The organism is Haematospirillum sp. 15-248 (assembly GCF_012102665.1).
In the GTDB taxonomy this organism is placed as follows: domain Bacteria; phylum Pseudomonadota; class Alphaproteobacteria; order Rhodospirillales; family Rhodospirillaceae; genus Haematospirillum.
The window spans coordinates 118392-135822 of the sequence record NZ_JAAVTF010000004.1 but is presented as its reverse complement, the minus strand read 5'-3'; the positions used below and the strand labels follow the sequence as shown (position 1 = coordinate 135822).

16 protein-coding genes are annotated in these 17431 nt (G+C 59.1%); 13 read left to right on the top strand and 3 right to left on the bottom strand.

Annotated features, from left to right (window positions below; translation table 11 throughout):
• Window positions 1–139 precede the first annotated feature (139 nt).
• Complete coding sequence (gene mutS, locus HEQ72_RS05910) at window positions 140–2782, top strand: DNA mismatch repair protein MutS (protein ID WP_168020623.1); 2643 nt, start codon at window positions 140–142, stop codon at window positions 2780–2782.
• On the opposite strand, the gene rimI is transcribed toward mutS, so the two are convergent.
• Genes rimI through ddpX form a run of 3 tightly spaced genes read right to left on the bottom strand, consistent with a single transcriptional unit; the run spans window position 2706 to window position 4496 of the window.
• A complete protein-coding gene (rimI, locus tag HEQ72_RS05905) occupies window positions 2706–3230 on the bottom strand; it encodes a ribosomal protein S18-alanine N-acetyltransferase (protein ID WP_209316200.1) in 525 nt (174 codons plus the stop codon). The genes mutS and rimI overlap by 77 nt on opposite strands.
• On the bottom strand, window positions 3227–3943 hold the full coding sequence (tsaB, locus tag HEQ72_RS05900; RefSeq protein ID WP_168020589.1) for a tRNA (adenosine(37)-N6)-threonylcarbamoyltransferase complex dimerization subunit type 1 TsaB: 717 nt from the start codon (window positions 3941–3943) through the stop codon (window positions 3227–3229). The genes rimI and tsaB overlap by 4 nt, the downstream gene beginning before the upstream one ends.
• The gene (ddpX, locus tag HEQ72_RS05895) at window positions 3924–4496 is read right to left on the bottom strand and encodes a D-alanyl-D-alanine dipeptidase (protein ID WP_168022849.1); all 573 of its coding nucleotides are present in this window, start codon (window positions 4494–4496) and stop codon (window positions 3924–3926) included. Before ddpX ends, tsaB begins: the two co-directional genes overlap by 20 nt.
• Before the next feature lie 159 nt (window positions 4497–4655).
• Between ddpX and lepA the strand changes: the two genes are divergently transcribed.
• The 12 genes from lepA (at window position 4656) to HEQ72_RS05835 (ending at window position 17430) form a co-directional block, all read left to right on the top strand.
• Entirely contained in the window at window positions 4656–6461 is a 1806-nt protein-coding gene (gene lepA / locus HEQ72_RS05890; RefSeq protein ID WP_168020620.1) for a translation elongation factor 4, read from the top strand.
• Between the two features lie 30 nt (window positions 6462–6491).
• Entirely contained in the window at window positions 6492–7931 is a 1440-nt protein-coding gene (gene miaB, locus HEQ72_RS05885; RefSeq protein WP_168022848.1) for a tRNA (N6-isopentenyl adenosine(37)-C2)-methylthiotransferase MiaB, read from the top strand.
• An 8-nt stretch (window positions 7932–7939) separates the two neighbouring features.
• Window positions 7940–8983: a PhoH family protein gene (locus HEQ72_RS05880; protein ID WP_168022847.1), complete on the top strand. Its 1044-nt coding sequence runs from the start codon at window positions 7940–7942 to the stop codon at window positions 8981–8983.
• On the top strand, window positions 8964–9521 hold the full coding sequence (gene ybeY / locus HEQ72_RS05875; protein WP_322099483.1) for an rRNA maturation RNase YbeY: 558 nt from the start codon (window positions 8964–8966) through the stop codon (window positions 9519–9521). Before HEQ72_RS05880 ends, ybeY begins: the two co-directional genes overlap by 20 nt.
• Window positions 9518–10417 (top strand): hemolysin family protein, encoded by a 900-nt coding sequence (locus HEQ72_RS05870; RefSeq protein WP_168020585.1) that lies wholly within the window; start codon window positions 9518–9520, stop codon window positions 10415–10417. Before ybeY ends, HEQ72_RS05870 begins: the two co-directional genes overlap by 4 nt.
• A gap of 6 nt (window positions 10418–10423) precedes the next feature.
• Complete coding sequence (gene lnt / locus HEQ72_RS05865; RefSeq protein ID WP_168022846.1) at window positions 10424–12037, top strand: apolipoprotein N-acyltransferase; 1614 nt, start codon at window positions 10424–10426, stop codon at window positions 12035–12037.
• A gap of 343 nt (window positions 12038–12380) precedes the next feature.
• Complete coding sequence (locus tag HEQ72_RS05860; protein ID WP_245183186.1) at window positions 12381–12923, top strand: helix-turn-helix domain-containing protein; 543 nt, start codon at window positions 12381–12383, stop codon at window positions 12921–12923.
• A 230-nt stretch (window positions 12924–13153) separates the two neighbouring features.
• Window positions 13154–14323: a methionine adenosyltransferase gene (metK, locus tag HEQ72_RS05855; RefSeq protein WP_066133841.1), complete on the top strand. Its 1170-nt coding sequence runs from the start codon at window positions 13154–13156 to the stop codon at window positions 14321–14323.
• A gap of 13 nt (window positions 14324–14336) precedes the next feature.
• Complete coding sequence (gene trmB, locus HEQ72_RS05850) at window positions 14337–15089, top strand: tRNA (guanine(46)-N(7))-methyltransferase TrmB (protein WP_245183187.1); 753 nt, start codon at window positions 14337–14339, stop codon at window positions 15087–15089.
• A gap of 78 nt (window positions 15090–15167) precedes the next feature.
• Window positions 15168–15641 (top strand): tRNA (adenosine(37)-N6)-threonylcarbamoyltransferase complex ATPase subunit type 1 TsaE, encoded by a 474-nt coding sequence (gene tsaE, locus HEQ72_RS05845; protein WP_168022845.1) that lies wholly within the window; start codon window positions 15168–15170, stop codon window positions 15639–15641.
• Window positions 15638–16663, top strand: a complete 1026-nt coding sequence (locus tag HEQ72_RS05840) for an aminoglycoside phosphotransferase family protein (RefSeq protein WP_168022844.1) — start codon at window positions 15638–15640, stop codon at window positions 16661–16663. Before tsaE ends, HEQ72_RS05840 begins: the two co-directional genes overlap by 4 nt.
• Window positions 16660–17430 carry a nucleotidyltransferase family protein gene (locus tag HEQ72_RS05835; protein WP_168022843.1) on the top strand — a complete coding sequence of 257 codons (771 nt, stop codon included), beginning with the start codon at window positions 16660–16662 and terminating at the stop codon, window positions 17428–17430. The genes HEQ72_RS05840 and HEQ72_RS05835 overlap by 4 nt, the downstream gene beginning before the upstream one ends.
• Window position 17431 lies beyond the last annotated feature (1 nt).

The following is a 17431-nucleotide window of genomic DNA, read 5'->3' as shown; positions in this document are numbered from 1 at the left end:
GGTCACCAGCAGTTTTCCCGCCAAACATAGTTTCCAGGGTTGTTCCGTGACCGACGCCGATCTTTTGCCCGCCTGCTCCCTTTCCGGAACCACACCCGCCGATACAACGGCTGCATCCATACCGGAAACAACAACTCCGATGATGCGACAGTACCTGTCGATCAAGGCCGAACACGAAGACTGCCTTCTGTTCTACAGGATGGGCGATTTCTACGAACTGTTCTTCCACGATGCCGAACAGGCCGCCGAGGCGCTGGACATTGCCCTGACCGCACGTGGGCAGCATATGGGACAACCGATCCCGATGTGCGGAGTACCGGTTCATAGCCACGAGGCCTATCTGGCCAAATTGATCCGCAAGGGCTTCCGGGTGGCGGTCTGTGAACAGACAGAAGATCCGGCCGAAGCCCGCAAGCGCGGGGCCAAAAGTCTGGTCCGGCGCGAGGCTGTACGCATCATCACCCCCGGCACCCTGACCGAGGACTCCCTGCTTGATGCCCGAAGCCACAACTATCTGGCAGCCATCGCCGAAAGTGGGGGCTGTCTGGGGCTGTCGTGGGTTGATGTATCGACCGGTGATTTCCAGACCCAGCCGGTCGGGCCGGGAACACTGGGCATGGCACTGGCCCGCCTGTCTCCGGGTGAAATTCTGGTCCCCGACCGCCTGACCACGCGCGAGGATACAGCACCCGTCCTTGCAGAGTGGCGCAACATCCTGTCACCCCTTCCCGGCTCACGCTTTGACAGCGCCAATGGACAAAAGCGTCTGGAAGCCCTGTTCGGTCTGCGCGGCCTGGACGGACTGGGAAGCTTCAGTCGCGGCGAAATTGCTGCGGCCGGGGCCCTTGTGGACTATATCGAACTGACCCAGAAAGGCCGTCTGCCGCGCCTCTCGCCGCTCCGGCGCCTGGCCGAGAACGCGGTGATGGGGATTGACGCGGCGACCCGTCGCAATCTGGAACTGACCCAGACCATGGGCGGGGAAAGGCGGGGAAGTCTTCTGGCCACGATTGACAGAACGGTTACCGGCCCCGGGGCACGGCTTCTGGTCTCGTGGCTGTCTGCCCCCCTGACAGACATCCGTGCCATCAATGACCGTCTGGATGCCGTCGAAACCTGCACCGGGCACGATACCCTGCGCACCACCCTGCGTGAGGCCCTGCGCCGTTGTCCGGATGTGGAGCGCGCCCTGTCCCGCCTGTCCCTTGGCCGGGGTGGGCCACGCGATCTGGCCAACATCCGCGATACCTTGGCCCAGATTCCGGGCATCCGGGTCCTGTTGCGCAGTCAGGTATCACCCCCACAAGGCAGCCTTCTGGATACCCTGTGCATCAATCTGGGAACACACGATACCCTTGCCGACACCCTGAACCGGGCACTGGGGGCTGATCTGCCGCTTCTGGTCCGCGACGGTGGCTTTATTGCCCCGGGCTGGAACCCTGTCCTGGACGAACTGAGGGGGCTGCGCGACGAAAGCCGGCGCCTGATTGCCGCCCTGCAAAACACCTATGTTCATTCCACCGGAATTGACAGCCTGAAGATCAAGCACAACAACGTGCTCGGCTACTTTATCGAGGTACCCGCCAAGCGGGCCGAAACAATGATGGACCGCGAGGGGCCATTCATCCACCGCCAGACCATGTCCAATGCCGTCCGCTTTACCACGGTGGAGCTTTCGGACCTGGAAGACCGGATCCGCGGTGCCGGCGAGAAGGCCCTGGCCATGGAATGCGACCTGTTCCGGACCTTGGCCGAGGAAACCCTGGCCCGCGCCACCGACATTGCCGCAGCCGGGGCGGCCCTGGCAACACTGGACGTTGTGTCCGGTCTGGGAGAACTGGCTGTTGAACGTCGCTACACACGCCCCGTGATGCTGGATGATACCAGCCTTGACATTCAGGGCGGGCGCCATCCGGTCGTGGAAACCGCGCTGGAGAAGGCCGGAGAGTCCTCTTTTGTGGCAAACAACTGCTGCCTTTCAGACGGACAGCGCCTGTGGCTGATTACCGGCCCGAACATGGCGGGTAAGTCAACCTTCCTGCGCCAGAATGCCCTGATTGTGCTGCTGGCACAAACCGGCAGCTTTGTCCCCGCCTCACACGCCCGGATCGGCGTGGTGGACCGCCTCTTCAGCCGGGTGGGGGCAGCCGATGACCTTGCACGCGGACGCTCCACCTTCATGGTCGAAATGGTGGAAACGGCTGCCATCCTGAACCAGGCCACGCCGCGCTCCTTGGTTATCCTGGATGAAATCGGGCGCGGAACCGCCACCTTCGACGGCCTGTCCATCGCCTGGGCCACCGTGGAGAACCTTCACGATATCAACCGGTGCCGGGCCCTGTTTGCCACCCACTATCATGAGCTGACCACCTTGACCAAACGGCTTGACCAGCTGTCCTGCCATTCGATGAAGGTCCGGGAATGGAAAGGGTCTATCGTCTTCCTGCACGAGATTGCACAAGGTGCCGCCGACCGCTCCTATGGTATTCATGTTGCCCGCTTGGCCGGACTGCCTGCTGCCGTGATCCAGAGGGCCGGAGAGGTTCTGGAGAGTCTGGAAAAAACAAATCAGGGTGGATTGGCTGCAGGCCTGACCGATGATCTGCCCCTGTTCTCTGCAGCCCGACGCCAGGAACGGTACCCCGAGCCAGAACCGGACCCCGTACCAGTTCCGGTGCCACCGGTCCTGAGCGCCCTGGAGACCCTTAACCCGGATGATCTGACCCCACGTCAGGCCCTGGAGGAACTCTATCGCCTGCGAGCCCTTCTGGCACAAGCCTGAGCCCCATGACCACAGCATTTTCACGGCTGCCGTCCTCAAGGAGATAATACCCTGAACGGCAGCCAATCGTTTCGTAACGCAGGGCCTGGTAAAGGGTCCGGGCTGCGGCATTGCTCTCTGCCACCTCCAAAAAGACCTTTTGCGCACCACGTGTACCCGCTTCGACCTGACAAGCCTTCAGAAGGGTGATGGCAATGCCGCGGCGACGATAATCCGGATCAACAGCCAGAGTCAGAACTTCAGCCTCCCCCGCCATAGCACGGAACAGGGCAAAACCCGCCGGCTGCTCTCCCGCTACAGCCAGACGACCAAAAACAATACTGGTCTCCAGCATCTGCCGAAAATCTACGGCCAGCCACGGGCGGGCAAAAGCACGGGCATGCGCGGCGGCAAGGACATCCGCATAGACCGGCGTTAAGGGAAGCAGGGAAATGGCCCCATCCATCATGGAGCCGGAGCACCGGGACGGAGCTGCCCGCCATTAGCTGGTATGGCGGCATCAGGCGGACGGACATACAGCGCGGAGGGTACAGCGTCCCCGTCCTGCAGCACCGCCCCTGCCGCCAGAGCAGCCACAACAGCCGGATCGGGCCAAGGGACAGCAGGTCCTGCAAGAAGAGTTCCGGCATGCACCAGGGGATCAACAAGCCCTGAGGCATCACCGCACACCAGCGGAACCGACGATCCCACACCCGCCCGCTGCATAAAGGCCCCGAGATCGGAAGCCGCCACAACCTCCGGCCCGGCAAGAGACACCAGGTCGGAAGCCCGGAACAGCTCGGCATACATATCCCCACGTCGGGTATCGATGGCAACCAGAATGGAACCGGCCGTCGCCCGTACCGCATCCGGAAGGGATGCAGCCCAGGCACGGGTTGCTGTGACCCCGGCTACCGGAACACCCGTCGCAAGACGCAAGGCCCGGGCTGTCGCCAGCCCGACACGCAGGCCGGTAAAAGACCCCGGCCCGACCGTAACACCGATACGGTCCAGACTGTCCCAGTCAAGACCGACCTCGTCCCGCAAACGGGCCAGCAGTGGAACCAGGGCTTCGGCATGACCATGCATCATCGGCATACTGTCCCCGGCCAGAACACGCCCGTCTTCCCACAGGCAGGCCGAACATGCGGCAACAGAGGTATCAAGGGCAAGAATACGCATGGTGCGGCATCATCCGTGTTTGAAAGACCATGTCATCAAGAAGCGGCCAACGCCCGGGGGAAGGAAGATTATAATGCCACCACTCCGTCTCCAGGTGCTCGAACCCGGCCAGACGCATAAGGCCAAGCAAGGTCAGCCGGTTACGCTGGACCGTGGCAGACAGGGTTGTAACCCCATGGTGGGAGTCCGGGGTGAAATCATCAAACGGGGTCCCCATGTCCAGTGCCACCCCGGTCGCGGCATCAAGCAGGGTCAGGTCCACCGCTACCCCGCGACTGTGGGTGGAACCAACGGCCGGGTCGGCCACAAATTCGGGGTTCGGCAAAAAATTCCACAGGATTTTCTGGGCTTCCGTCGGACGGAACGCATCAAAAACACAAAGCCGCAGCCCCTGTCCCATGGCCAAGGCAGCCGCACGGTCCAAAGCCTGCGCGGCCTCTGGCACAAGGAAACAGGCCGCCCGCGCATAAACAGGCGCACCGGTAAAATTCTTGCCCGTGGCATAGGCGATATCCAGCACAAGGCCGGAACCTGATGAGATTTCGACAAGCATAGCCGGACCATGTCTCTTGAAAAGGCTGCCAAGCCCGCCACCATACGTCCGTTTTACGGGTTACGGAAGCACAGAAACAGGCCCACATGTTCTGAAGGATTGCCCGCAGCCCACTTTGGCCCTATGGTCGCGCCCAAAGGATTCACTTCGACGACGGCCATGACCGACCTAAGCCATATTCGCAATTTCTCCATCATTGCGCACATCGACCACGGCAAATCCACCCTTGCCGATCGCCTGATCCAGCTTTGCGGCGGACTGACCGACCGCGAAATGAAGGAACAGGTTCTTGATTCCATGGATATCGAGCGTGAGCGCGGCATCACCATCAAGGCCCAGACCGTCCGCCTGACCTACAAGGCCAAGGACGGGCAGACCTATGAGCTGAACCTGATGGACACGCCGGGCCACGTGGACTTCGCCTACGAAGTCAGCCGGTCACTGGCCGCCTGCGAAGGATCGCTGCTGGTTGTCGATGCCTCGCAGGGGGTAGAGGCCCAGACACTGGCCAATGTCTACCAGGCCATTGATGCCAATCACGAAATTGTGCCGGTCCTGAACAAGATTGACCTGCCGGCGGCAGAGCCGGAACGGGTCCGTACCCAGATCGAGGATGTGATCGGGATCCCTGCCGACGATGCCGTGGAAATTTCAGCCAAGACAGGCCTGAATATTCCGGCCGTTCTGGAGGCCGTTGTAACCCGCCTGCCCTCCCCGCAAGGGAACGTGGATGCCTTGTTGCAGGCTCTTCTGGTCGACAGCTGGTACGATCCGTATCTCGGGGTTGTCATTCTTGTACGCATCAAGGAAGGACGCCTGAAAAAAGGCATGAAAATCCGCATGATGCAAACCGGTGCCGCCTATCAGGTGGACCGCTGCGGTGTCTTCACCCCCAAGATGACCGAACTGCCGGAACTCAGCGCCGGACAGGTTGGGTTTATCATGGCCGGAATCAAGACAGTGGCCGACACACAGGTCGGTGACACCATCACCGATGATGCCAAACCGGCTTCCTCTCCCTTACCCGGGTTCAAGCCATCCATTCCCGTGGTATGGTGCGGCCTGTTCCCGGTAGACAGCTCCCAGTACGAACATCTGCGCGACAGTCTTTCAAAGTTGAGGCTGAATGATTCCAGCTTTGACTATCAGCCGGAAAATTCGGCAGCGCTTGGATTCGGATTCCGGTGTGGTTTCCTTGGCCTTCTGCACATGGAAATTATTCAGGAACGTCTGGATCGTGAGTTTGATCTGGACCTGATCACCACGGCACCATCCGTCGTGTACCGGATGCACCTGACAGACGGATCGCTCAAAGAACTTCACAATCCGGCCGACTTTCCGGATCCGGTCAAGATTGACCGCGTGGAGGAACCCTGGGTCAAGGCAACAATCATGGTTCCGGATGACTATCTGGGATCCGTCCTCAGCCTGTGCAGCGAACGCCGGGGCGTGCAGCTGGACCTGACCTACGTCGGGAACCGGGCCATGGCCGTTTATCGCCTGCCCCTGAACGAAATTGTCTTTGACTTCTATGACCGGCTGAAATCCCTTTCCAAGGGATACGCCAGCTTCGACTACGAAGTGGATGAGTATATCGAGGGCGACCTGGTCAAGATCGGCATTTTGGTCAACAACGAACCGGTAGATGCCCTGGCCTTCATGGCGCACCGCAGTCAGGCTGAATACCGTGGGCGGCAAATCTGTGAACGCCTGAAAGACCTGATTCCCAAGCACTTGTTCAAGATCCCGATCCAGGCAGCCATCGGCGGGCGGGTGATTGCCCGCGAAACCATCAGTGCCATGCGCAAGGATGTGACGGCCAAGTGCTATGGCGGCGATATCAGCCGCAAGAAGAAGCTGCTGGAAAAGCAGAAAGAAGGCAAGAAGCGGATGCGCCAGTTCGGCAAGGTGGAAATTCCGCAGAACGCCTTTATCGAGGCCCTGCGCATGGGCGAACAACGATAGGCAGGAACACCGGGAATACCGGCAGGAACCATGACGGCGCTACGCAAGAAAAAGCTGTTTATACGCACCTACGGGTGCCAGATGAACGTCTACGACTCAGCCCGTATGACCGATGTTCTGGCGCCCCTTGGGTATGAACCGACGGAAGACCAGGCCCAGGCGGATATGGTGGTTCTGAACACCTGCCACATCCGCGAAAAGGCATCGGAGAAGGTTTTCTCCGAACTCGGGCGGCTGCGTGAACAGCAGGAGGGAAACCGGGAACAGGGGCGCGACCTGATCATTGCTGTTGCCGGCTGTGTCGCCCAGGCCGAAGGCCAGGTGATCATGGACCGTTCGCCGTGGGTGGATATTGTGCTGGGACCGCAGACCTATCACCGTCTGCCGGAAATGGTCGCCCGGGCTGAACGGGCCGCCGCACGGGACGATCGCAGATACACCACAAACGAGCGACGGCTCCGGGGCCTTGGCATCCTCGACACTGAATTCCCGGCCGAGCCGAAGTTCGACCACTTGCCAATGCCTACGGCACAGGGCCCCTCGGCCTTTTTGTCCGTACAGGAAGGCTGTGACAAGTTCTGCACGTTCTGTGTTGTTCCCTACACGCGTGGTGCCGAGTATTCACGCCCGGCATCCGATATCCTGGCCGAAGCGCGCAAGCTGGTCTCTGATGGCGCGCGGGAGCTGACACTGCTGGGACAAAACGTCAATGCCTACCATGGCAATGCCGCACAGGGCACCGGCACATGGGGTCTGGGGCGGTTGATCCGTGCGCTGGCCGATATCAACGGTCTGGACCGGATCCGCTATACCACAAGCCATCCCAGGGACCTTGATGATGAGCTGATTGCCGCTCACGCCGATATTCCCCAGTTGATGCCCTTCCTGCATCTGCCGGTCCAGTCCGGGTCTGACAAAATCCTGCGGGCCATGAATCGTGGCCACACGGGAGCCGAATACCGGGCCAAGGTTGATCGCCTGCGAACAGCGGTACCTGGTCTGGTCCTGTCCTCGGACTTTATTGTCGGCTTCCCGCATGAAAGCGATTCCGATTTTGCCGATACCATGGTCCTGGTGCGCGATATCGGCTTTATCCAGGCCTATTCGTTCAAATACTCCCCCCGCCCCGGCACACCGGCCTCTGCCATGGAGTCCCAAGTACCGGAACCTGTGAAGAGCGAGCGCCTGGCCATTCTTCAGGAAGAGTTGATGCGCCAGCAGAATGCCTTCAACCAATCCTGTATTGGCAAAACAATGGCTGTCCTTCTGGATCGTCCGGGACGTCAGCCCGGACAATTGGTCGGACGCAGCCCGTTTATGCAGCCCGTTCATGTTCCAGCCGAAGCCGGAGCCATTGGCGATATTGTACACGTGCGAATAAATTCGTGCAGCGCAACAAGCATGGCCGCCATTCCTGTGGGGAAAACCGGTCACGATCCCTTGACGACAGATCGCACCTGTCCGGTATAGAATTGGTAATGCACGGCTCGTTTCCCAAGACAGGGCATCCCCGTACAGGGTCCGGAAAACAAAGGAGGTTCCCGATTCGCATCAGCCTGACTTTTGCCGAGAACACCCTGCTGCCACTGGTGTACGGAGCGCATAACGTCAATCTTGAGCGTCTGGAGGGAAACCTGGGCGTGTCTGTGTCTCCCGTGGGCAATACCTTGACACTGGAGGGACCGGACAAGGCCGTTGTATCAGCCCGTGCTGTCCTGGAATCGCTGTACGAAGAGGCCCGTCGTGGCCACTCGATCGGCTTTGCCGAAGTGGATGCTGCCGTGCGCATGCTGCCGGTTGATCCAGCCGCTGTCATTGGTGCCGAGGGCGTGGAAGACCTGACCATTCGCACCCGCAAGCGGCCGATCGTTCCACGCAGCCCCAATCAGGCGGAATACGTCCGCCTCATGCACCGCCACGAGATGGTCTTTGGGCTGGGGCCCGCCGGTACAGGCAAAACATACATGGCCGTTGCCATGGCGGTTGCCATGAAAATACAGGGGCGGGTGAACCGTATCGTCCTGTCCCGCCCGGCAGTGGAAGCCGGGGAGCGGCTGGGGTTCCTGCCCGGTGACATGCGGGAAAAGGTCGATCCCTATCTGCGCCCCCTGTACGATGCCCTGCACGACATGTTACCCGGAGAGCAGATCGCGAAGGCAATGGAAAGCCGGGAGATCGAGGTTGCGCCACTAGCCTTCATGCGGGGGCGCACATTGTCCGATGCCTTCGTCATTCTGGACGAAGCGCAGAACACCACACCAACCCAGATGAAAATGTTCCTGACCCGCTTGGGTGAGAACTCACGCATGATCATTACCGGCGACCTGAGCCAGATTGACCTGCCCCGCGGGACGCAGTCGGGCCTGAAGGAAGCCTGTGACATCCTGAACGGCGTTCCGGGAATCGGGTTCCTGCGTTTTGACAGGAACGATGTCCTGCGCCACGAGCTGGTCAGCCGCATTGTGCATGCCTACGAACGCCGGGACCAGGAAAGCAACAGCCATGATACAGCCGGAAACTGAAACCATGACCCCGGCCCGGGACATATGCGGCACCGATGTGACGATACACCTTGACCTGCAGGACCCGCGCTGGGATGACCTTGTCCCGGGGTTGGCCGGATGTGTGGATCGCAGCATCAGGGCAGCCTTGGAAGGAAGCGGAGAGACCGGGCTGTTCGAGGTCTCTGTCGTCCTTGCGGATGACGGAACCGTGCAGGCCCTGAACCGCGATTACCGTGGCCAGGACAAGGCAACAAATGTGCTGTCGTTCGCCGTACGCGATACCGGAATGCCCGTTCCGCCCGACATACCCGAATCCTTGGGTGATATAATCCTTGCGTTTGAGACCACAGCCCGCGAGGCTGAAGAACAGAGCAAGACCACGGAAGACCATTTCTGCCATCTTCTTGTCCACGGCATGCTGCATCTTCTGGGGTATGACCATATACAGGATGACGAAGCAGAAGAAATGGAAAGCCTGGAGACAGAGATCCTGACCGGCCTTGGCCTGCAGGATCCGTGGAGAGATGGACCAACAGGCCCAGTAGACGAAAGATGAACGACGATTCTTCCAGTAGAAAGCCCCGTGAGAACGGGGCAGATGAAGCCGGCTCCCTGATCCGCCTGTTAAGGCGGCTCCTTCCCGGTGCCAAACGCAAGGACGAGGCCGTAAGAGAAGCTCTCGAGGAGCTGATCGAAGATGATGATGCCGATTCCATCAACGGTCATGAACGCCTCCTCCTTGGAAATATCCTGCACCTGCGCGATGTCACAGCCTATGACATCATGGTGCCCAGGGCTGATATTACCGCCATCGAAGTGGATACCCCCCTGCGGGAAGTCGCAGACCTTGCCGGGCGATGGGGACATTCCCGCATCCCGGTATACAGGGAAACACTCGATGATGTGGTAGGCATGATCCATATCAAGGACATTCTGCCTGTCGTTGCGCGTGGGCAGGAACCGGAGTTACGTCACCTTGTCCGCAAGGTTATGTGCATATCACCGGCAACACGGGTTCTTGACCTGCTGGTGGACATGCGCCTGAAGCGGACCCACATGGCGATGGTCGTTGATGAATACGGCGGCATCGACGGCCTGGTGACAATCGAGGATCTGGTGGAGCAGATTGTCGGCGAGATCGAGGATGAACATGACAACGGCAGTGAACCGGAAATGATGCTTGCCGGGGATGGGAGCCTGACCGCCGATGCACGCGTCACGCTTGAAATGTTCGAGGATCGTTTCGGCACTCTGTTTTCCGCAGACGACAGGGAAGATACCGATACCTTGGGTGGGCTTGTCTTCCGCCTGGCCGGGCGCATTCCGCTGCGCGGGGAACTGATCGCACACGAGAGCGGTCTGGAATTCGAGGTTCTCGATGCAGACCCGCGCCGTATTCGTCGCTTGCGGATTCGGAACCTGCCCGCTCCTATCACTGCGGAAGAGGCCTGATCCCTGTTGGCACCTGAATCTTTGCGGGAACGTCTTGCCAGAATAGCCCTCTACCCAGCCCGTCTTTCCGTAATGCGGCAGCTGATGCTTGTTTTTGCGGCAGGCCTTGCATCAGCCCTGGCCTTGCCGCCTGTCTTCTTTCTTCCGGTTCTGTTTGTCTCGTTCCCGGTCCTGATACAGGTTCTGGACCATGCACATAGCCGCAGACATGCCTTTCTCATGGGATGGAGTTTCGGCTTCGGGCATTTCTGCGCCGGACTTTACTGGATATCCCATGCCCTGCTTCTGGATCCGGTACGGTTTGGCTGGATGGTCCCCCTTGCCGTTGGCGGCCTCTCCGCCCTTATGGCAACCTATATCGGTGCAGCAACAGCCCTTGTCCATGCCCTGCGCCTGAAAGGGCTGTCCTGCATTCTGGGCTTGGCATCCCTGTGGACTGTCATGGAGCTTCTGCGCGGCTGGCTGCTGACGGGTTTCCCCTGGAATCCTCTGGGCAGTGTGTGGACCGATACCCTCCCCGTTCTGCAAACTGCAGCGTGGATTGGCATCACCGGCCTTTCACTTGTCACCGTTGTCATGGCCTCGCTGCCAGTCATACTGCTCTATCCTGGTGGCCGATACGCCGTGGGAATCGGAGGGATCCTTTTTGCCGTTATGGTCGGAGCCGGGACGACACGCATACCGGAAGACCCTGCTCCATCTGTTCCCAGAGTCCGTCTGCGCCTTGTTCAACCCGCCATACCACAAACCCTGAAATGGCAGGAGGGAACGCGCATGGCAAACCTTGGGCAGTACATGACGCTGTCCATGGTACCGCCAGATCCAGATGATCCGGCACCAACACACGTTATCTGGGGCGAGACAGCCCTCCCGTGGGCTATAGATGGCGTAACCGATGCTGAACTCCGGTCAGCCCTGTCTGCCGTCCCGAAACAAGCCGCACACCACGGTGCCCACGCGCCGCTTCTTGTCACCGGCGCCATACGGCGAACGCCTCCGGGACAGGAACCTGCCCGGATCTGGAATTCCATGATCGCCGTTGATGCCAGCGGGTCCCTGCAAGACCCCTTTGACAAGGCGCACCTGGTTCCATTCGGGGAATATGTTCCGCTACGCTCCATCCTGCCCGTCGACAAGGTTACCCCGACACCGGGACACATGGACTATTCTGCCGGGGAAGGCCCCCGGACCCTGTCACTGCCCGGGCTACCACCCGTATCACCCTTGATCTGCTACGAGATCATCTTCCCCGGTGCGGTCACAGAACAGAACAAGCGGCCGGAGTGGATTCTCAATCTGACGAATGATGGGTGGTACGGCGTATCCACAGGACCCTATCAGCACTTGGCAACAGCCATTGGACGGGCCGTGGAAGAAGGGCTTCCCGTCGTTCGGGCTGCCAACACCGGAATATCGGCTGTTATTGATCCGTGGGGTCGGGTCATCACATCCCTTGACCTTGATACAGTTGGCTTTGTGGACAGTAACCTTCCTCTTGCCCTGCCAGAAACTGTTTATGGACGCTGGCACCACAGGATTCCCTTGTGGATCGCAACTCTTTTACTGTTTGCAGCACTTGCCCTGCGCGTACGTTTCAGTGGCCAACACATCTCACCCTGAGCACAGCCCAAAGCCGAAAACAGCACCGTATGCCAGGATCACCTTCAGGACATCACGTTGCCAATAGGCTGAAATGAAAGCTATTGTGACGTACACAAGTGATTGACGCGGCAAGATACGCAACCTATACAAGCAAAATGGTGACAAACTTTCTACGGTCGATCCTGCGGAATGACAGCCCTTGAATTGCCTTGCCGCTATCAACCCGGGAAACGCATAGCCTCAGAGCACACGGTCAGAAAAGCAAAACACAATGCAAAGACAGGTGCATGATCCGGTCGGGATCCGGATCCTGAGGCTACTGCCACCATACATCAGTGAGAGACACAAAAGAGTATACATCATGCACACTTCCAACAAATCATTGCGGGCCGCCCGGGGGCGCATGCCATCCGGTCAACCCAACCCAGTTGACGTTCACGTTGGCTCTCGCGTCCGCTTCCGCCGAACCGTGCTGGGCATGAGCCAGAGTACCCTGGCTGAAGAACTTGGACTGACATTCCAGCAAGTTCAAAAGTACGAACGCGGTGCCAACCGCATCAGTGCATCGCGCCTGTGGGATTTAAGTCTGATCCTGGACGTATCTATTGGCGAGTTTTTCAAGGATATGGCCCATGATACGGCCTGTCAGTCTCCACGCCACATCAACACAGCCAACAAGACAGATAATAATGGACAGCCTACAGACAATCAGAATACAGCCACACCAATTCACAACCGAGAGACTCTTGAGCTTGTGCGTGCTTTCAACCGTATTCACGAAGCAGTAGTGCGTCGTCGTATTTATGAACTGACTCGAACTCTTTCCGCCATATCTAGTGCAAACACATGCATTAATGATGAGGACATGATGTCAGAAAATGACCTGCTTACAGATAACAACTGAACAAAGCACCGCCTGAACACAAGGGAAACCCGCACAAGGCACGTGTATTAATACAGGTTACTTGCATATCAGGCGCCTTTCCGATACTTCCTGCCCAGCAGGAATGATCTGGCCATAAGGCGCCGGATTGCCGGACCGTGCTTGTGCGGTCACCCTTTTGCGAGCTGTTCCGTCAGGAATAGGGTGCAGTGGGGAGTGTGTGGTGTAACCCCTTGAGTGGAGTAAGGCCCGTGGCCCGGAACGAATATCTTTTCACCAGTGAGTCCGTGTCTGAAGGACACCCGGACAAGGTTTGCGACCGTATTTCGGACAGCATTGTCGATTTGTTTCTGACCTCGGATCCCTATGCGCGGGTTGCCGTGGAAACTCTTGCCACCACGAATTTCGTTGTCTTGGCCGGGGAAGTGCGCGGACCCGATCACCTGACCCATGAACATTTCCGTAAAGCCGCCCGCGAAGCCATAAAAGATATCGGCTACGAGCAGCATGGCTTCCACTGGAAGGATTGCGAGATTATTTCGCACATCCACAGCCAGTCTTCCGACATTGCCCAAGGCGTGGATGCGGCAGGCAACAAGGATGAAGGCGCCGGCGACCAAGGGATCATGTTCGGCTATGCCTGCACTGAAACGCCGGAACTTATGCCCGCCCCTATCCAGTTCTCCCACCGGATCCTGAAGTCCCTGGCCGAAGAACGTCATGGTGGCAACACCCTGCTGGGCCCGGACTCAAAGTCGCAGGTTACGCTGCGGTATGTTGACGGAAAGCCTGTGGGTGCCACATCTGTTGTCGTATCAACCCAGCACCACTTCAATGCGTCTTCCGAAGAAATCCGCGAACTGGTCCGTCGCCATGTCGTGTCGGTCCTGCCGGATGGCTGGATGTGCCCGGAAAGCGAGTTCTATGTCAACCCGACCGGACGTTTTGTCATCGGTGGCCCCGACGGGGACTGCGGTCTGACCGGTCGCAAGATTATTGTTGATACCTACGGCGGTGCCGCACCCCATGGCGGCGGGGCCTTCTCGGGCAAGGACCCGACAAAAGTGGATCGTTCGGCAGCTTATGCCACCCGCTATCTGGCAAAGAACGTCGTTGCTGCCGGATTGGCGGAAAAATGCCTGATCCAGGTTTCCTATGCCATCGGGGTGTCAAAGCCCCTGTCCCTTTACGTCAACACCTTTGGAACAGCCAAGGTTGACGAGGCAAAGATTGCCAAGGTCCTGCCGGACATGATGAATCTGAGCCCGCGCGGAATCCGCGAGCATCTGGGCCTGAACCGTCCGATCTATGCCAGGACTGCGGCCTATGGCCACTTTGGCCGGACACCGGAAGCGGATGGTGGCTTCTCGTGGGAGAAAACAGACCTCGCCGATGCCCTGAAGGCTGAGTTCGGCGCCTGAGAATCCAGATCTGATGCAGAAAAGCGTTACCATTATGCACCCCGGGGACAGCGAGAACAAAAAGCACATGCGTGATTGCAAGCGCCGTCGCTTTTATGGTCGCCGCCATGGCAAGACCCTGCGCTCTGTCCAACGGGGACTGATGGACACGCTTTTCCCGGAACTGGAAATTACCCGGCCCGGAACAGGGGAGCAGACGACCCTGCAAACCCTGTTCCGGCGTCCGGTCAAGGAAGTTTGGCTTGAAATCGGGTTCGGGGGTGGGGAGCACCTTGCTGCCCAAGCTGAATCCAGGCCGGATGTCGGGTTCATCGGGGCCGAGCCATTTGTGAACGGAATCGGCAAGCTTCTGTCGCATGTACAGTCCCGTAACCTGGACAACATCCGGATTTATGGGGATGACGTCCGCCCATGGCTGGATACTCTGCCAGATGCCTGCCTGGACCGTGTCTTTCTTCTGTTCCCCGATCCCTGGCCCAAAACCCGGCACCGGGAGCGGCGTTTCATCAACCCGTGGAACCTGGATCTCCTGGCCCGGGTCATGAAGGACAATGCTGTTTTGCGGGTTGCATCCGATGATCCAACCTACGTGAGACACACCCTTGCCGTAGCCCCGGTTCATCCCCTGTTCTGCTGGAATCCGCAAAGACCGGCAGATTGGCGTATCCGCTGGGCTGATGCTGTCGAAAGTCGTTATGAAGCCAAGGCACACCGCGAAGGGCGCGTGCCCCACTACTTTACATTCCACCGTATCCCAAGGGGATAGCCCCGGGCACAGCCTGTCCTGGTACTGCCTGCATTCTCCCCCCTGTTGCAGGACAACTGTATGGGGTATAACCCCGGGATGACTGACGCTGTACTCCCATCCCTGACCCTGTCCGACGAGGCATCCACCGTACGTCTGGGCCATGCCTTGGCCGCTATTCTCCGTCCCGGCGATGTCCTGGCTCTGGAAGGCGATCTCGGGGCCGGGAAAACAGCGCTCAGCCGGGCCCTGATCCGGGCTGCCCTCAACTCCCCGGATGAAGACGTTCCAAGCCCCACCTTTACCCTTCTTCAGGTTTATGATGCCCCACAGGCAAGCTATTGGCACTTTGACCTGTACCGGTTGGAGCAAGCCGACGATGCCCTGGAGCTGGGGATAGAAGATGCGTTTGCGGGAGGAATCAGTGTGATCGAATGGCCCGACAAGCTTGGCCACTGGCTTCCACGGCATGCGCTGCGCCTTGCCCTGTCCATTGGCGATGGTGGGCAGCGCCATGCACACTTCTCGGGTCCGGTGATGTGGGCCCCGCGCCTAGCAGGGTTGAGCACATGACACATCAGCTTCTTATCCCCCGCCGTCCCGACCCGAACCGCCTTGCGGCCATGCATGCATTCCGCAAGGCCCATGGATGGGGGCATGCCACATGCTCCCTTCTGGCCGGGGATGCATCTTTCAGGACGTACTATCGCCTTCGGGACACGGGAACCGGGGAAACGTGTGTGTTGATGGACGCCCCGCCCCCCACGGAGGATGTGCGCCCGTTTGTCAGGATCGGGCGCCACCTGGCTGGCCTGGGGTTATCAACTCCGTCCATACGGGCTGAAGATGCCGAGCAAGGCTTCCTGCTGCTGGAGGATTTCGGCGATGATCTCTATGCCCGTCTGCTGGGATCCGGCTCGCGGGAAAGCGACTTGTATTCCTTGGCAATGGATGTGCAAACCGCTCTGCACCAGGCACCGGCACCGGATTTCCTGCCCGCCTATGATGATACGTTCCTGCTGACAGAGGTTGGATATCTGCCCGACTGGTTCTGCCTGCATTGTGCAACACCCGTTCCGGACGATGCACGGGCCGAGTATGATGCCCTGTGGAACACATTGTTTTCCATAGCCCGTGCCGTGCCCGAGCGGATTGTCCTGCGTGACTACCATGCCGAAAACCTGATGCTGCTCCCCGGCCGACAGGGCTTGAAAGCATGCGGACTTCTGGATTTCCAGGGAGCCGTGCGCGGCCCCCTGACCTACGACCTGATGAGCCTGATGGAAGATGCCCGGCGCGATATCGATCCTGGTTTGGTTCAGTCCATGCAGGACTACTATCTGGACTGCAATCCCGGACTGGACCGGGAAGCTTTCCAGGCATCGTGGTCTGTCATGGCCGCCCAGCGCCATGCAAAGGTAATCGGGCTTTTTGTCCGGTTGTGGAAACGGGACGGAAAGCCTGTCTACCTGCCACACCTGCCACGGGTCTGGCGCTTGATGGAACAAGCCTGCCAGCACCCGCTGCTTGGCCCCCTGAATGCATGGCTGAATCGCCATGTTCCCCATGAGACAAGGCAAAGGATACCGGCATGAGCATTCTTCCCCGCATGGCTATGGTTCTGGCAGCCGGTACGGGCACACGGATGCGTCCACTGACCAACCATACCCCGAAGCCATTGATCCGTGTTCTGGGCAAAACGATGCTGGACCGCACACTGGATCACCTGGCAAACGCTGGTGTTGCCGGAGCTGTTGTCAACATCCATCACCATCCGGATCAGATGAGGGCACACCTGGCCACACGAACGGGGGTACCGGACATCTTTCTGTCTGACGAAAGCAATCAGCTCCTCGACAGTGGTGGTGGGGTACGCAATGCCCTTCCCCTCTTGGGGAATACACCATTCCTGATCCTGAATGCCGACATTGTCTGGCTGAACGGAAGCGAGGCAACTCTGCCCCGTCTGGCCCGGTACTGGGATCCGGCCCGGATGGATGCCCTGCTTCTGCTGCAAAACAAGACCCAAGCCATCGGATACGAAGGACGAGGCGATTTCTTTCGCAACGAACATGGTGTCCTGCACCGTATTCAGGACCATGAAACCGAAGCTCCACTGGTCTATACCGGCATCATGATGATTGGCCCCGCCGCTTTCATGGACACACCATCCGGTCCGTTCTCGCTGAACATGGTGTTTGACAAGCTGCTGGCAACAAACCGCCTGCACGGTCTTGTTCATGATGGCCCCTGGTTCCATGTCGGAACGCCCGAAGCCATTGGAAGAACGGAACAGATCCTGCAACACCTGGAACACCCCGCAACGGCAACGACAGACAATGCCGCAGCGGTCGTGCGCTGAC

Coding starts and splice junctions, on each gene's coding strand:
- HEQ72_RS05870 (WP_168020585.1), top strand. CDS start 9,518: ATGAACGACGATTCTTCCAGTAGAAAGCCCCGTGAGAACGGGGCAGAT.
- tsaB (WP_168020589.1), bottom strand. CDS start 3,943: ATGCGTATTCTTGCCCTTGATACCTCTGTTGCCGCATGTTCGGCCTGC.
- HEQ72_RS05860 (WP_245183186.1), top strand. CDS start 12,381: ATGCACACTTCCAACAAATCATTGCGGGCCGCCCGGGGGCGCATGCCA.
- ddpX (WP_168022849.1), bottom strand. CDS start 4,496: ATGCTTGTCGAAATCTCATCAGGTTCCGGCCTTGTGCTGGATATCGCC.
- HEQ72_RS05835 (WP_168022843.1), top strand. CDS start 16,660: ATGAGCATTCTTCCCCGCATGGCTATGGTTCTGGCAGCCGGTACGGGC.
- lepA (WP_168020620.1), top strand. CDS start 4,656: ATGACCGACCTAAGCCATATTCGCAATTTCTCCATCATTGCGCACATC.
- miaB (WP_168022848.1), top strand. CDS start 6,492: ATGACGGCGCTACGCAAGAAAAAGCTGTTTATACGCACCTACGGGTGC.
- ybeY (WP_322099483.1), top strand. CDS start 8,964: ATGATACAGCCGGAAACTGAAACCATGACCCCGGCCCGGGACATATGC.
- tsaE (WP_168022845.1), top strand. CDS start 15,168: ATGACTGACGCTGTACTCCCATCCCTGACCCTGTCCGACGAGGCATCC.
- HEQ72_RS05840 (WP_168022844.1), top strand. CDS start 15,638: ATGACACATCAGCTTCTTATCCCCCGCCGTCCCGACCCGAACCGCCTT.
- rimI (WP_209316200.1), bottom strand. CDS start 3,230: ATGATGGATGGGGCCATTTCCCTGCTTCCCTTAACGCCGGTCTATGCG.
- trmB (WP_245183187.1), top strand. CDS start 14,337: ATGCAGAAAAGCGTTACCATTATGCACCCCGGGGACAGCGAGAACAAA.
- mutS (WP_168020623.1), top strand. CDS start 140: ATGATGCGACAGTACCTGTCGATCAAGGCCGAACACGAAGACTGCCTT.
- HEQ72_RS05880 (WP_168022847.1), top strand. CDS start 7,940: ATGCACGGCTCGTTTCCCAAGACAGGGCATCCCCGTACAGGGTCCGGA.